The organism is Geobacillus sp. C56-T3 (genome assembly GCF_000092445.1).
GTDB classification, from domain to species: domain Bacteria; phylum Bacillota; class Bacilli; order Bacillales; family Anoxybacillaceae; genus Geobacillus; species Geobacillus thermoleovorans.
This window is the reverse complement of the sequence record NC_014206.1, coordinates 2,878,499-2,893,936: the sequence shown is the minus strand read 5'-3', so window position 1 is coordinate 2,893,936 and position 15,438 is coordinate 2,878,499. Positions and strand designations below refer to the sequence as shown.

Genomic DNA, 15,438 nt, shown 5'->3' with positions numbered 1-15,438 from the left:
TTATAAAAACTCAAACGATGAGGTGGCGCCAATGAAAGCGTACTTGCATGTGGCGAGCGGAAAAACGTTCAGCGGCGAGCTCGCCGCTCCGCTTGAAGAAAAGGTGAGCGGGGAGATCGTTTTTTTCACCGGCATGACCGGTTATCAAGAAGTGTTGACCGACCCGTCGTATAAAAACCAAATCATCGTTTTTACGTACCCGCTGATCGGCAATTATGGCATTAATGAAGACGATTTTGAAAGCAAGCGGCCGCACGTCGAAGCGGTCGTCGTCTACGAAGCGAGCGGCACAGGATTTCATTACGGGGCGAAATACAGCTTGGCAGAATACTTGCAGCATTGGAACATTCCGCTTCTCACGCACGTGGACACGCGCGCCCTTGTGAAAGAAATCCGCACCGCTGGGACGATGATGGCGGAATTAAGTTTGTCGCCCATTCCAGCAGTTGCTGATGAGGAAGCGGCGTTTCCAGTGCGCGCGGTGTCAACGAAAACGATCGAAACATACGGCGAAGCCGGGCCGCATTTGGTGCTCATCGATTTCGGCTATAAAAAGTCGATTTTGCAGTCGCTCCTTGCACGCGGCTGCCGGGTGACGGTCGTGCCGCATGATACGGCGCCGGAAGCGATTGACGCGCTGAAACCGGACGGGCTTGTCCTCTCGAACGGCCCAGGCGATCCGAAACAGTTAAGCCATCAGCTTCCCGCTATCCGTCAGCTTATCGACCGGTATCCGACGCTTGCGATTTGCCTTGGCCATCAGCTTGTCGCCTTAGCGTACGGGGCGGATACGGAAAAACTCCGCTTCGGGCACCGCGGCGCCAATCAGCCGGTGTGGGACGCCGGGAAGCAAAAAGTAATGATGACATCGCAAAATCATAGTTACGTCGTCAAAGAGGAAAGCTTGGCGGGCAAGCCGTTTGACATCCGCTTCATCAACGTCAACGACGGCTCGATCGAAGGCATCGTCCATCGCCATAAACCGATTTTGTCGGTGCAATATCACCCGGAGGCGCATCCGGGGCCGCAAGATACCGGCTATATTTTCGACGAATTTTTGCAAACCGTGTTCAAGGGAGAGAACGTGTATGCCTAAAGATTCTTCGCTTCAGTCGATTCTCCTGATCGGGTCGGGGCCGATTGTCATCGGCCAGGCCGCCGAGTTTGATTATTCCGGCACACAAGCGTGCATCGCCTTAAAGGAAGAAGGATATCGCGTCATTTTAGTGAACAACAATCCGGCGACGATCATGACCGATGAAGTTCATGCCGATGCCGTGTATTTTGAACCGCTCACCGTCGATGCGGTCGAAGCGATTATTGCCAAAGAACGCCCGGACGGGCTGCTCGCCACGTTCGGCGGCCAGACAGGGCTCAACTTGGCGTTTCAGCTGCATGAAGCCGGCGTGCTTGAAAAGTATGGGGTGAGACTGCTCGGAACACCGATTGAAGCGATCAAGCGCGGGGAAGACCGCGAAGCGTTCCGCGCGTTAATGCATGAGCTTGGCGAACCGGTGCCGGAGAGCGAAATTGTCACAAGCGTTGAGGAAGCGGTCGCGTTTGCCGAACAAATCGGTTTTCCGATCATTATTCGTCCCGCGTATACGCTCGGCGGGACGGGCGGCGGCATTGCCGAAAACATGGAGCAGTTTCTCGCGCTCGTGGAGAAAGGGCTGGCCGAAAGCCCGATCCGCCAATGTTTGATCGAACGGAGCGTCGCTGGGTTTAAAGAAATTGAATACGAAGTGATGCGCGACCAGTCGAATACGTGCATCACGGTTTGCAATATGGAAAACGTCGATCCAGTCGGCATCCATACGGGCGATTCGATCGTCGTCGCACCGTCGCAGACGTTGACCGATGAGGAGTACCAAATGCTCCGTTCGTCGGCGGTGAAGATCATTTCCGCATTAGGGATCATCGGCGGCTGCAACATTCAGTTCGCCCTTGACCCGAACAGCAAACAATATTACTTAATCGAAGTCAACCCGCGCGTCAGCCGCTCGTCAGCGCTCGCCTCGAAAGCGACCGGCTACCCAATCGCCCGCATTGCGGCGAAGCTGGCGGTTGGCTATACGCTCGCGGAACTCGTCAATCCGGTGACGAAAACGACGTACGCCAGCTTCGAGCCGGCCTTGGACTACGTCGTCGTCAAGTTTCCGCGCTTGCCGTTTGACAAGTTCCCGCACGCGGACCGGAAGCTCGGTACGCAAATGAAAGCGACCGGGGAAGTGATGGCGATCGATCGCAATATGGAGCGGGCGTTCCAAAAAGCGGTGCAGTCGCTCGAGGGAAAAAACAACGGACTGTTTTTGCCGGAGCTTTCGGCGAAAACGGATGACGAGCTGAAACAGCTGCTTGTCGACAAAGACGACCGCCGCTTTTTCGCCATTTTGGAACTGCTCCGCCGCGGGGTGGCGGTCGAAGCCATTCACGAATGGACGAAAATCGACCGCTTTTTCCTTGCTTCGTTCGAACGGCTCGTGGCGCTCGAAAAACAGGCGGCAGCCACCACGATTGATACGATCGATGAGCCGACGTTGCGCTTCTTGAAAGAAAAAGGGGCAAGCGACGCCTTTTTGGCCGAAACGTGGGGCGTGACGGAGCTTGATGTGCGCAACAAGCGGAAGGAACTTGGCATCGTGCCGTCATACAAAATGGTCGACACGTGCGCGGCCGAATTTCATTCGGAAACGGATTATTACTACTCGACCTATTTCGGCGAAGACGAGCGGAAGAAAGCGAGCGGCAAGGAGAAAGTGCTGATCATTGGAGCCGGACCTATTCGCATCGGCCAAGGCATTGAGTTTGACTACAGCTCCGTTCATAGCGTGTTCGCCTTGCAAAAAGAAGGCTATGAAACGGTGATGATCAACAACAATCCGGAAACCGTCAGCACGGACTTTGCCGTCGCCGACCGCCTTTACTTTGAGCCACTTACCTTAGAGAGCGTCTTGGATGTCATTGAAGCGGAACAAATCAAGCATGTCATCGTTCAGTTTGGTGGACAGACGGCGATCAATTTGGTCAAAGGACTCGAAGAAGCAGGTGTGCCGCTGTTGGGCGTCACGTACGATATGATTGACCAGCTTGAGGATCGCGATCGTTTTTACCAGTTGCTCGAGGAACTTGACATCCCGCACGTACCGGGCTTGATGGCGAACAACGCCCAGGAGCTCGCCGCCAAAGCGGCCGAGATCGGCTGCCCGGTGCTGCTTCGCCCGTCGTATGTCATCGGCGGCCGCGGCATGTTTATCGTCCATAGCGAGGCGCAGCTCGTCGCTTTGATTGAGCAAGGCGAGTTGACATATCCGATTTTGATCGATGCGTATTTGGACGGGAAAGAGGCGGAGGCCGACATCGCCACGGATGGGACGGACATTTTACTGCCGACGATTATCGAACATGTCGAAAAAGCCGGCGTCCACTCCGGCGACAGCTATGCTTGGCTGCCGGCGCAGACGCTCACAGACGAAGAAAAAGCGAAAATCATCGACTATGCGGGCCGGATTGCGAAAAAACTTGGCTTTAAAGGAATCATGAACATTCAATACGTCATTGCGGACGGCAATGTATACGTCCTTGAAGTGAACCCGCGCGCGAGCCGGACGGTGCCGATCGTCAGCAAAACGACCGGCGTGCCATTGGCGCAAATTGCGACAAAGTTATTGCTTGGGAAATCACTCGTCGACATCGTTGACGAAAAAGCTCGCGGATTGGCGGTCATGCCGTACGCCGTGTTAAAGTATCCGGTCTTTTCGAGCCATAAGCTGCCGGGGGTTGACCCGATGGTTGGACCGGAGATGAAATCGACCGGTGAAGGCATCAGCATCGCCGCGACGAAGGAAGAAGCGGCGTACAAAGCGTTTTACGCGTACTTGCGAAAGAAAGCAAACGCCAATGAAATGTATGTGATTGGCGGCATCGATGAGACGCTGGCCGCGGAAATCGAAGCGAAACAGCTTGTGATCGTGTCAGATGTCCCGTTTGCCGATTGGGTGAAGCGCGACACGGCGCTCGCGGTGATCAACTTGGGCAAAGAGGAAGACGAGGCAAACAAACGAATGACTGCGTTGTCCCGACAATTGCTCGTCTTCACGGAACGTGAGACATTGAAGCTCTTCTTGCAGGCGCTCGATGTGGATCATCTTGATGTGCAGCCGATCCACGGCTGGTTGGAAAAGAAAAAACAGGCAGAACAGGCGGTGATCGCATGAATGCAGTGATGTCATTAAAAGGGAGAGATTTTTTAACGCTGCTCGATTTTTCAACAGACGAAATTATGGACTTGTTGGCGCTAGCAGCCGATTTAAAAGCGAAACAAAAAGCCGGCGTGCCGTATGCGCCGCTTTCCGGCAAAACAATGGCGATGATTTTTGAAAAGCCCTCAACGCGCACGCGCGTGTCGTTTGAAGTCGGCATGATCCAGCTTGGCGGCCAGGCGATGTATTTAAACGGCAACGATTTGCAGCTTGGCCGCGGTGAAACGATTGCGGATACGGCGCGCGTCTTGTCGCAATACGTCGATGTCATGATGATTCGGACGTTTGCCCATCAAAAAGTCGAGGAATTGGCCGAGTATGCGTCCGTTCCGGTTATCAACGGCTTGACGGACGACGATCATCCGTGCCAGGCGCTGGCGGATTTGCTGACGATTTACGAAGCGAAGAAAACGTTCCAAGGCGTCAAACTCGCCTATGTCGGCGACGGCAACAACGTCGCCAACGCCTTGCTTGCGGCCGCAGCCAAAGTGGGAATGGATATTTTCATTGCCTGTCCGCCAGGCTATGAGCCGAAGGAGGAATACGTCGAGGCAGCGCGCCAGATCGGCGAGAAAACCGGAGCAACAGTTGTTGTGACGCACGACCCGCTTGAGGCAGTGGCCGGAGCGGATGCGATTTATACGGACGTATGGACGAGCATGGGCCAAGAAAGCGAAAGCGCCGAGCGGCTTCAAGTGTTTCAGCCGTACCAAGTGAATGAAGAGCTCGCCAAAGCGGCGAAGCCGGATTACCTCTTTTTGCATTGCCTGCCGGCCCATCGCGGCGAAGAAGTGACGGCCGGCGTCATGGACGGCCCGAACTCGGTCGTATTTGAGCAGGCCGGCAACCGGCTTCATGCCCAAAAAGCGATTTTAGTGTCGATCCTATAGGAAAAAGGAATTCCCGTTTCGGGAGTTCCTTTTTCGTTCTTTGCAAGGAAAAGGATTTCCATGAGGAAGAAACGTTTTTATTGTGAACGGCTTGACGCTCCGTGTGCGGCGGCCCCATCATTTCCCTTCTTATGAACAGCGGCAAAACCGGGAATGCTAACAAATGCAATCGAAGCAAGGGGGATGAAACAAATGGGCCAACCGCGCCATTTCAAACCAGGGGATAAAGCGCCGAACAACGGCGTGTACATTGAAATCGGCGAAACGGGCGACAATGTAAAACACCCGAAAAAGCTGAAACTGAAAGCCGGCGATACGTTCCCAGAAACGTCGAACCATAATCGGCATTGGACGTATTTGCGCAAACCGTGAAGTACAACAAAAGCCATTCCAAGTATGGAGTGGCTTTTGATTTGCCGTGTGCTTCGCGATCGGCTATAATGATTTATGGTCAAAGAAGGTCAAATGGAGGGAACGGCATGGACGCAAGCCGTTTGACGGAAAAACTGCAAGAGGCGCTGATGGCGGCGCAGTCGCTCGCCAAAGAACGACATCATCAACAGCTTGATGTCGAGCATCTCCTGATTGCGCTGCTCGAACAAGAAGGCGGCCTGGCGCCGCGGCTCGTGGAGCTTTCCGGCGCCGACAAGGAAAAGGTTGCGGACTGGCTTCGCAGCCAGCTTCGCCAAAAGCCTGAAGTGCATGGGGCGGACGAGCAGCTGTATGTTGCGCCCGCCTTAGCGCGGCTGCTTGAGGAGGCGGAAAACGAAGCGAAGCGAATGCAAGACGAGTACATATCGGTCGAACATGTGCTGCTCGCGTTGCCTCATGGCGCCGAGCCGGTCGCTCGGCAGCTGGCGTCGTTTGGACTGACGAAGGAAGCACTATTAGCGGCAGTGAGAAAAGTAAGGGGGAATCAACGCGTGACGAGTCCACATCCGGAAGCAACCTATGAAGCGTTGGCAAAATACGGGCGCGACCTTGTCGCGGAAGCGAAAGCGGGAAAAATCGACCCGGTCATCGGCCGCGACAGTGAAATTCGCCGCATCATCCGCATTTTGTCGCGGAAGACGAAAAACAACCCGGTGTTGATCGGCGAGCCGGGCGTCGGGAAGACCGCTATTGTCGAAGGGCTCGCTCAACGCATCGTGCGCAAAGACGTCCCGGAAGGGCTGAAAGACAAAACGATTTTCGCTCTTGATATGAGCGCGCTCGTCGCCGGAGCAAAGTTTCGCGGTGAATTTGAAGAACGGCTGAAAGCGGTGCTCAATGAAATCAAAAAAAGCGACGGCCGCATCATTTTATTTATTGACGAACTGCATACAATCGTCGGCGCCGGCAGAGCGGAAGGGGCGATTGACGCCGGCAATATGCTCAAGCCGATGCTTGCCCGCGGCGAGCTGCGTTGCATCGGGGCAACGACGCTTGATGAGTACCGGCAATACATCGAAAAAGACCCGGCGCTCGAGCGCCGCTTCCAACAAGTGCTTGTCCAAGAGCCGAGTGTCGAGGACACGATTTCGATTTTGCGCGGATTGAAAGAACGGTATGAAGTGCACCATGGAGTGAAAATCCACGATCGCGCGCTCGTCGCGGCCGCCGTTTTGTCCGACCGTTACATCTCTGACCGCTTTTTGCCTGACAAAGCGATCGATTTAGTCGATGAAGCGTGCGCGACGATCCGGACGGAAATGGAATCGATGCCGTCGGAGCTGGACGAAGTGATGCGCCGCGTCATGCAGCTTGAAATTGAAGAGGCGGCCTTAAGCAAAGAAACGGATGAAGCGAGCCGCGAGCGGCTTGCGGCATTGCAAAAAGAACTTGCCGATTTGCGTGAAAAGGCGAACGCCATGAAAGCGCAATGGCAAAAAGAAAAAGAGGCGCTTGACCGCGTCCGCCGTTTGCGCGAGGCGCTCGAGCGGGCAAAACGCGAACTGGAAGAGGCGGAAAACGAGTATGATTTAAACAAGGCGGCGGAGCTTCGCCATGGCCGCATTCCGCAGTTGGAAAAGCAACTCAAACAGCTCGAGCAAGAAATCAGTGAGCAAAGTGAAGGGAAATTGCTGCGCGAGGAAGTGACGGAAGAAGAGATTGCCGAAATCGTGTCACGCTGGACGGGCATTCCGCTCACCCGCCTCGTCGAGGGAGAGAGAGAGAAGCTGCTTCGCCTTCATGAATTGCTGCATAGACGGGTCATCGGTCAAGACGAAGCGGTCGAGCTTGTCGCTGACGCCGTCTTGCGGGCGCGGGCCGGCATGAAAGACCCGAACCGCCCGATCGGATCGTTTTTGTTCCTCGGACCGACCGGCGTCGGCAAAACGGAACTGGCCAAAGCGCTCGCCGAGGCGCTGTTTGACAGTGAGGAGCAGCTCATCCGTCTTGACATGTCCGAGTATATGGAAAAACACGCCGTCTCCCGCTTGATCGGAGCGCCGCCCGGCTATGTCGGCTATGAGGAAGGCGGCCAGCTGACCGAGGCAGTGCGGCGCAAGCCGTATTCCGTTCTGTTGTTCGATGAAATCGAAAAAGCTCATCCGGAAGTGTTCAACATCCTGCTGCAGCTGCTGGATGACGGACGGCTCACCGATTCGCAAGGGCGGACGGTCGACTTTAAAAACACGGTCGTCATTATGACATCGAACATCGGATCGCCGCTGTTGTTGGAAAACAAACAGGGCGACATCGATGAAGAAACGCGCAAACAAGTGTTTGACCAACTGCGCGCCCATTTCCGCCCAGAATTTTTAAACCGGATCGACGATATCGTCTTGTTTAAGCCATTGTCGATGAATGAAGTGAAAGGCATCGTCGAAAAGTTCGCCCGCGAGCTGTCGGCCCGTTTGGCCGATCGGCATATCGAACTCGTGCTGACCGAAGCGGCGAAGCAATACATCGCCGAAGCGGGCTTCGACCCAGTATACGGCGCCCGCCCGCTCAAACGGTTTATGCAAAAGCAAATCGAAACGCCGCTTGCGAAAGAGCTGATCGCTGGGCGGGTGAAAGATTACAGCACCGTCACGGTCGATGTTGACAACGGGCAGATCGTCATTCGTCCGTCGGCGCAAACGAGCTGAAGGGGGCGCCGCCGACGCGGAGAGACGTGCTTCCTGTCTGCCGGGGTTGGTCGCATTGTTTGAGCATGGACGGAAAACACAAGTCTGGATCAATAGGGATGGAATGCTCCTCCACTTACACCTATATAGATGCAACGAAAAAGTTTAACATATCCTTGATGGAAAAGTCGCTTGTCCATTTTTCGACTGTCGAAGGCAAGCCACAGGCTTGCCTCCGTCACGCCAAGGCGTGACGGAAGACCCGAACAACCACCCGCTTCACAGACCCATACATGGGTCTGAAAGCGGCGTTGTTCGGTCGCCCGACAGTCGATCAAATGCTCGGTAAAAGCTACAAATGTTAAAGCTTCAAATTGCATCTATATATAGGTGTTGAAGTGGGAGGATTCTCGGTTAAAGATGACAAAAAACAACGCCTTGGGACTTTCACCCCAAGGCGTTGTCTTATGAAGCGAATGATCAATGATGGTGATCCCCGGCCGGCTCGTCCGGAATCAGGGCTGCAATCACGAAGACTAAGATCGTCACGATGACGCCAAGCAAAGCACCGGTTGCGAAGTTATAGCCGATCCCTTGCATCGAGCCCATGACGTACGTTGCCATTTGCACGAGCAAAAACGTCCAAAAAAACGTCCAAAACAAGCGCATCTTTGTTCCTCCCATCTTCTCGTCATTCCTTTTCTTATCTTATCACAATTTGTCGCGTAGGCATATACCCGGACGTTTTTTTTGGCCGCGCATATCGTATACTGTACCATTATGCATTGCCAAACAAGGGTGAATGGAAACGATGGCAGGACAACGGCGGTTTTTTCAACTCGATGAGCAATGGTGCATCGTTCACGTGCCGGAGCGCCCAAATGGGTTTGCCCTTTTTTTAATGGGCGACGGCGACCATTTTGTGAACGAACAGACGAGTTTTTGGCTCGAGCATCCGGGGCGGCGCCAATGGCTGGAAGATTGGTTGGAACGTGGGTATACGGTCTTTTCGTCCCATTTGTACGGCCGGCATTGGGGAAGTCCGAAAGCGGTCCGGCTGGCGCGCCAACTCATTTACTCGGTGTTGAAAAGCGAAATTGTGAACCAGCGCATCTATATCGTTGCCGAAGGAATGGGCGCGCTCGTTGCCTTGCAACTGCTTGGCGCCATGCCAAGTCAAATCCGCGCCGTCGCCATGATCAACCCTTGCCTTGACGTACGCGCCCAGCTTGACTATGAACAGGAACATCCATTCGTGTACCGGCGGATGGTGAGGGAAATCGCGACTGCCTATGGCTTGAAAGAAGAGGAGGTGCTCGAGGCTGTTCCGTCCCTCTTTCTCAGTCCTCATGACGTTCCGGTGACGATTTGGCAGCTGGCCGGAGTGAGCCCGTATCCATCCGCCTTGCATAGCCGTAAATATGAACAATGGATGAAAACGACAAACAACCGGGTGCGCGTCGTTTACGAGCTGCCGGAGAAACGGCGCCAACTGGCTCGGCAAATCGGGCAATTTTTCTGCCAATACAATGAACTCCCGTAAATGACAAGGGCAGGAGCTGACTCAAAAGTTCCTTTTTGATGAAATTTAATCGAAGTATGTGAAAGAGACCACCTCTGAAACCCTTGGTTTTACCGGATTTTTGAGGTGGTCTATTTTTCCGTGTTGCCTCAGATAGGGGCATTGCCGCTCTTTTGGACCAGCCCCTGCTATTTTTTCAATAAGTCGACGAGCGAGGTGATCTTTTTCACGAGCGGTTTTAATTGTTGCAATGAGTCGGCTAGCGTATTGACGTTTTCAAACAGCTTCATGAAATCGATGTTCGGCAGTAAAGGCGGTTCTGCCCCGCTCCCTTGATCTTCGCGCTCGCCGGTTGCGCGAGAAGGAAAAGATCCGAACATTAGGCGGAAAAAACGGTCTTGCCGTTCGTGATGTTGTTCTTGTGCTTCGCCGTTGGCCATGGGCGATCCTCCCTTTCATGCGATGGTTGCTCGTATTTGTATTGTATGGCAGAAAGGAAAAAGCGGTTTGGACAAATGCCTTAGGGGAACGGAAAGCGCTGGTTCAACTTTCGTTTTCTATTGCGCATCCACGCTCTTTCGGCTAAAATTAGTACCAAGTAATAATAATTGGTGATGTAGACTGATTGTACATTCAAGTTTGGTTGTCAGCGTGAGCGTTTTTTTGCCATTTTGGGAAAGAAAGAGGAGATGAATGATATGGGAGCAGGAATTATCGGGGTCGGCCGCTATGTGCCGGAAAAAGTGTTGACCAACTTTGATTTGGAAAAAATGATGGATACATCGGATGAATGGATCCGGACGCGCACCGGGATCGAGGAGCGCCGCATCGCTCCGGATGACATCGATACGTCCAATATGGCGTATTTTGCCGCAGAAAGGGCGCTTCAAGACGCTGACATGGAGGCGAAGGATATTGATCTCATTTTAGTGGCCACCGTCACCCCGGACCGTCCGTTTCCGTCGGTCGCTTGCATGCTGCAAGAGCGGCTTGGCGCCGTCAACGCCGCTGCGCTTGATATTAGCGCTGCCTGCGCGGGGTTTATGTACGGGATGGTCACGGCCGCCCAATTTATTGACACAGGCGCCTACAAGTATATATTAGTAGTGGGGGCAGACAAACTATCGAAAATCACCGATTGGACCGACCGCAACACGGCGGTGCTGTTCGGCGACGGCGCCGGAGCGGTCGTCATGGGTCCGGTGTCGCCCGGGCGCGGGATTTTATCTTTCGAGTTGGGAGCTGACGGAACAGGAGGAAAACATTTATACAAAGACGAATATATCGTCATGAACGGCCGTGAAGTATTCAAGTTCGCCGTCCGGCAAATGGGAGAATCAAGCGTGCGTGTGCTTGAAAAAGCCGGGCTCACGAAAGACGATGTCGACTTTCTCATTCCGCATCAAGCGAACATTCGCATCGTCGAAGCGGCCAGACAGCGGCTCGAGCTGCCAGAAGAGAAAATATCGACAACCATCCGTCGATATGGCAACACGTCGGCCGCATCCATTCCGATTTCGCTTGTAGAAGAGTTGGAAGCGGGCAAAATCCATGACGATGATCTCATCATTATGGTCGGATTCGGCGGCGGGCTGACGTGGGGCGCGATCGCTTTGCGCTGGGGCCGTTAACGGCACGTATATTATCGAAATAAAAGGAGAGACGGAAACGATGGAAAAAAGACGAGTCGTCGTGACAGGCATAGGCGCCGTCACCCCGCTTGGGAATGACGCAGAAACGACGTGGAAAAACATTATCGCCGGCCAGTCCGGCATCGACATTGTCACCCGCGTCAATCCGGACGACTTTCCGGCGAAAGTGGCGGCGGAAGTGAAAGACTTCGATCCATCGCTGTTTATCGACCGCCGCGAGGCGCGGAAGATGGACCGATTTACCCAATTCGCCGTCGCTGCGGCGCTCATGGCGGTCAAAGATGCCAATCTCGACATTAATGAAAGCAACGCTGAACGGGTCGGTGTTTGGATTGGTTCTGGCATCGGCGGCATGGAGACGTTTGAACAGCAGTTTGAGATTTTCCAGCAGCGCGGTTATCGCCGAGTGAGCCCGTTTTTCGTGCCAATGATGATCCCGGATATGGCCGCTGGGCAAGTATCGATCATCCTCGGAGCGAAAGGGATCAATTCGTGCACGGTGACCGCTTGCGCGACCGGGGCGAACTCGATCGGTGATGCGTTTAAAGTCATTCAGCGCGGCGACGCCGATGTCATGATCACCGGCGGGACGGAAGCGCCGATTACGAAAATGTCGTTCGCCGGTTTTTGCGCCAATACGGCTCTTTCAACCAATCCAGATCCAAAAACGGCGAGCCGCCCATTTGACAAAAACCGCGACGGTTTCGTCATGGGTGAGGGAGCAGGCATCGTTGTTCTTGAGGAATTGGAGCACGCGTTGCGCCGCGGCGCGAAGATTTACGCCGAAATTGTCGGTTACGGTGCGACCGCCGATGCGTACCATATCACCGCGCCGGCTCCGGGCGGCGAAGGCGGCGTGCGGGCGATGCGCCAAGCGCTTCATGACGCTGGCCTGAAGCCGGAGGAGATCGATTACATCAACGCCCACGGCACGAGCACCGAGTACAATGATAAGTATGAGACGGCGGCGATCAAAGAAGTATTCGGCGATCATGCATATAAGCTCGCCGTCAGCTCGACGAAGTCGATGACCGGGCATTTGCTCGGAGCGACCGGCGCGGTGGAAGCGATTTTCTCCGTGCTGGCGATCCGCGACGGCATCATTCCGCCGACGATCAACTACGAAACACCGGATCCGGAATGCGACCTTGACTATGTGCCGAATGAAGCGCGCAAGCAAGACGTGCGTGCGGTCTTAAGCAACTCATTTGGATTTGGCGGCCATAATGCGACATTGATTTTTAAAAAATATGTGTAATGGATGAAAAGGAGAGCCTTGGTTGAGCAGAGCTGAAAACGCGTGACTAACGGCGGGTTCGGTTCAGCGTCAGGCTCTCTTTTTTGTTTTGTTTCACCGTCTTTTCCCTGCCGACATAATACTTCCCGCATTTTGTACGGACTTGGATGGCATCCGAAAATGGGGGGCTATGCCGTTGGGTATGCCATCGTCCGCCGTTGCCTAGAAAGAGGATATTCGCTCGCCCAATTGATGACGATGGAAGCGAAAGACATCGCGGAGTTGGCGGGCTTTTCAGGCGAACAGGGAGCGTCTTAGCTCGAAACCGCATGGCGACCGCCGCTGTCCGGTTATCACAAGAATCTTAGGGACATCGGGCGCAAACAGGCATGTTGTCCATGGCGCCGACATATATGTAGAACAAGGACGTGGACAAGAAGGAAGGGAAAGCCCGGTGATCCGCCTGTTTTTTTATTTGGTCGGTTTCGGTTTTTCGGTCGTCGGCGGCATGATGGTGATCACCTATTTGAACATCATCACTCCAGAGCGCGGTTTTAGCGAATACTTATCTTATATTTCGACAAGGGTGGAATGTTATTTATTCCCTATTGGCCTTCTTTTGATGTGGGGGAGCTTGACGTTTCCAAGCCGCAGCCCCTAGAGGGGAAAAGAGGACGAAATGGAATAAAATTCTCCCCCTCTGCCTATACTGATGGACAAACACGTCTGGAAGTGAGGGGTCTCGCATGCTTTATCTGCACGACATTTGGGTCAACTGGTTTGAAGGAGAAGAGAACGGATACAACGTCTGCCATTTCCATGAATGGCGCAAGGACGATCAAATCGAGCTGCTCGACCAAGTGCCGCTGTTAAAAGTATCCCCGGCCCTGTTTCATTACATTGAAAACAGCTTGTCCGATCTTCCAAAACCGCTGCTAGACGATGTGCATCAGAAGGCGTATGTCCGCAAAAACCATGAACGCATTCAGCTGGACTATTGTTTCGTTGTCACGGACGGCGCCGGCGTTTTGGCTGTCGATACAATCGGTTATCAAATCCCGATTCGCAAAAGCCGTCTCATTCCGCGTCAGGAACAACTCGTCTACGAAATGGCGGCCGAAGCGGAGGAACGGGACTATCCGCTGCCGAGGTATGAAAAAGAATACCACATTTTATCGCCGGCTCCGGAACTGATGTGCGGACTCACGCGCAAAGAGCGGCAGTTGAAACAGCTGTTGTTTATGGCGCTTGACCAGCTTTATTCGACAAAAAATACTGCCCAGATGCGCTATTGGTATACGGAATGGGCGCCGGAAAAATACGCCGCTATTCAAAAAATGTCTTTTGATGAAGCGTGGGAACAATTGTATAACGAGACGAAATACGGGTGGTCTGAACGGCATGAGCAGCTGTGCGAAAACTTGATCAAAGGGCAGCCATTTTTCGAAAAACTGTGGGAAATGGAGCAAGAACCAAAAGTCAATTAAAAAACGGGTCAAGGCGATAGGCGCCTGCCCGTTTTTGTATGGCTTCGCTGGACGCGGCTATTTACCGCCGCCGCCCGAGCCCCATGGCTTGCTCCATTTTGCGCACCATTTCCGATGCAACCCGATTTGCTTTTTCCGCCCCTTCATCCAACACGCGGTCAAGCTCCTCGCTTTCCATCCAATGGTGATACCGCTCTTGAATCGGTCGAAGCGTTTCGATGACGACTTGAGCGAGGTCGGCTTTGAAGACGCCGTATCCTTTTCCTTCGTATTGCCGCTCCAACTCCTCGATCGATTGACCGGATAGCGTCGAATAAATATTGAGCAAGTTCGAAATGCCTGGCTTCGCTTCTTTGTCGTAGCGAATCGTTCCTTCCGAGTCGGTGACCGCGCTTTTGATCTTCTTCTCGATCGTTTTCGCATCGTCAAGCAGTGTGATGTACGCTTTCGGGTTGGGGTCGGATTTGCTCATTTTTTTCGTCGGGTCGACAAGCGACATGATGCGGGCGCCGACTTTCGGAATGCGCGCCTCAGGGATCGTGAACAGCTCGCCATACCGTTTGTTGAAGCGCTCGGCCAGATCCCGCGTCAATTCGATATGCTGCTTTTGATCATCGCCGACCGGGACGATGTCGGTGTTATAAAGCAAAATGTCAGCGGCCATCAGCGGCGGGTACGTGAGCAGTCCGGCGCTGACCGCCTCTTTGCCGGCCGATTTTTCTTTAAATTGCGTCATCCGCTCAAGTTCGCCGATATAAACGATGCACTGCAGCATCCAAGCGGCTTGAGCGTGCGCCGGCACTTCTGACTGGATGAACAACGTCGCTTGCGTCGGGTCGATGCCGACTGCTAAATACAAAGCGGCGAGGCGGCGGATGTTTTGCCGCAGTTCGTGTGGGTCTTGCCAAACCGTAATGGCGTGTTGGTCAACGATGCAAAAATAGCAGTTGTATTCATGCTGCAGCTCGACAAACTGCCGCAGCGCCCCGATGTAGTTGCCAAGGGTGATGACGCCGCTTGGCTGAATGCCGGAAAAAATGGTTTTCATCGATCTTCACTCCCTCAAGCAAAAATAAAAAAGGCCCTGCCAGCCCTCTGATAGGGACGGTAGGACCGCGGTGCCACCCTACTTATTGCGCCGACAAGCGCAATCGCTCAGCCCATGCTTAGCGCATGGTCCCTGTAACGCGGGGAAACGTCCTCGCCTACTGCGTCGCCGGTTCGGCGGGAAGCTCGAAAGCCCATTCCATATGGCTAGCCGCTTGTTCGCACCGTCCACAAGCTCTCTGAAGGCATCGCCAATATGTACTCTTCTTTCTCATCGCTCGGTTGATC

At 53.8% G+C, this 15,438-nt stretch carries 13 protein-coding genes, 1 pseudogene and 1 other annotated feature; of the genes and pseudogenes, 11 read left to right on the top strand and 3 right to left on the bottom strand.

The window, feature by feature from the left end; translation table 11 throughout:
- Positions 1–31: 31 nt before the first annotated feature.
- The 5 genes from GC56T3_RS14265 to clpB all read left to right on the top strand — a co-directional run bounded on the left by GC56T3_RS14265 (position 32) and on the right by clpB (position 8,226).
- Positions 32–1,096, top strand: coding sequence for a carbamoyl phosphate synthase small subunit (locus tag GC56T3_RS14265; protein WP_013146085.1), 1,065 nt, complete (start codon positions 32–34; stop codon positions 1,094–1,096).
- Positions 1,089–4,217: a carbamoyl phosphate synthase large subunit gene (locus GC56T3_RS14260; protein ID WP_013146084.1), complete on the top strand. Its 3,129-nt coding sequence runs from the start codon at positions 1,089–1,091 to the stop codon at positions 4,215–4,217. Before GC56T3_RS14265 ends, GC56T3_RS14260 begins: the two co-directional genes overlap by 8 nt.
- Positions 4,214–5,152, top strand: coding sequence for an ornithine carbamoyltransferase (gene argF, locus GC56T3_RS14255; protein WP_013146083.1), 939 nt, complete (start codon positions 4,214–4,216; stop codon positions 5,150–5,152). Before GC56T3_RS14260 ends, argF begins: the two co-directional genes overlap by 4 nt.
- A 192-nt stretch (positions 5,153–5,344) precedes the next feature.
- A complete protein-coding gene (locus GC56T3_RS14250) occupies positions 5,345–5,524 on the top strand; it encodes a YjzC family protein (RefSeq protein ID WP_011230299.1) in 180 nt (59 codons plus the stop codon).
- Positions 5,525–5,631: 107 nt separating this feature from the next.
- Positions 5,632–8,226: an ATP-dependent chaperone ClpB gene (gene clpB, locus GC56T3_RS14245; protein ID WP_013146082.1), complete on the top strand. Its 2,595-nt coding sequence runs from the start codon at positions 5,632–5,634 to the stop codon at positions 8,224–8,226.
- Between the two features lie 459 nt (positions 8,227–8,685).
- Here clpB and GC56T3_RS14240 read toward each other — a convergent pair whose 3' ends face one another.
- On the bottom strand, positions 8,686–8,874 hold the full coding sequence (locus GC56T3_RS14240) for a YjzD family protein (protein WP_011230302.1): 189 nt from the start codon (positions 8,872–8,874) through the stop codon (positions 8,686–8,688).
- A gap of 133 nt (positions 8,875–9,007) precedes the next feature.
- Here GC56T3_RS14240 and GC56T3_RS14235 point away from each other — a divergent pair, with 133 nt between their 5' ends.
- The gene (locus tag GC56T3_RS14235; RefSeq protein WP_021321874.1) at positions 9,008–9,748 is read left to right on the top strand and encodes an alpha/beta hydrolase; all 741 of its coding nucleotides are present in this window, start codon (positions 9,008–9,010) and stop codon (positions 9,746–9,748) included.
- Between the two features lie 167 nt (positions 9,749–9,915).
- Here GC56T3_RS14235 and GC56T3_RS14230 read toward each other — a convergent pair whose 3' ends face one another.
- On the bottom strand, positions 9,916–10,167 hold the full coding sequence (locus GC56T3_RS14230) for a hypothetical protein (RefSeq protein ID WP_013146080.1): 252 nt from the start codon (positions 10,165–10,167) through the stop codon (positions 9,916–9,918).
- 258 nt (positions 10,168–10,425) lie between these two features.
- Here GC56T3_RS14230 and GC56T3_RS14225 point away from each other — a divergent pair, with 258 nt between their 5' ends.
- From GC56T3_RS14225 to GC56T3_RS14210, 5 genes and pseudogenes are all read left to right on the top strand, one after another.
- Positions 10,426–11,358, top strand: a complete 933-nt coding sequence (locus GC56T3_RS14225) for a beta-ketoacyl-ACP synthase III (RefSeq protein ID WP_013146079.1) — start codon at positions 10,426–10,428, stop codon at positions 11,356–11,358.
- A gap of 40 nt (positions 11,359–11,398) precedes the next feature.
- On the top strand, positions 11,399–12,637 hold the full coding sequence (gene fabF / locus GC56T3_RS14220) for a beta-ketoacyl-ACP synthase II (protein WP_013146078.1): 1,239 nt from the start codon (positions 11,399–11,401) through the stop codon (positions 12,635–12,637).
- 105 nt (positions 12,638–12,742) lie between these two features.
- A pseudogene (locus tag GC56T3_RS18875) lies at positions 12,743–12,934 on the top strand (DUF2268 domain-containing putative Zn-dependent protease); the annotation flags it as partial.
- Positions 12,935–13,070: 136 nt separating this feature from the next.
- The gene (locus tag GC56T3_RS14215; RefSeq protein WP_013146077.1) at positions 13,071–13,277 is read left to right on the top strand and encodes a hypothetical protein; all 207 of its coding nucleotides are present in this window, start codon (positions 13,071–13,073) and stop codon (positions 13,275–13,277) included.
- Between the two features lie 85 nt (positions 13,278–13,362).
- Positions 13,363–14,103 (top strand): YjbA family protein, encoded by a 741-nt coding sequence (locus GC56T3_RS14210; protein WP_011230309.1) that lies wholly within the window; start codon positions 13,363–13,365, stop codon positions 14,101–14,103.
- A gap of 61 nt (positions 14,104–14,164) precedes the next feature.
- On the opposite strand, the gene trpS is transcribed toward GC56T3_RS14210, so the two are convergent.
- Positions 14,165–15,151 (bottom strand): tryptophan--tRNA ligase, encoded by a 987-nt coding sequence (trpS, locus tag GC56T3_RS14205; RefSeq protein ID WP_013146076.1) that lies wholly within the window; start codon positions 15,149–15,151, stop codon positions 14,165–14,167.
- Positions 15,152–15,200: 49 nt separating this feature from the next.
- Positions 15,201–15,434, bottom strand: a binding site (T-box leader).
- Positions 15,435–15,438 lie beyond the last annotated feature (4 nt).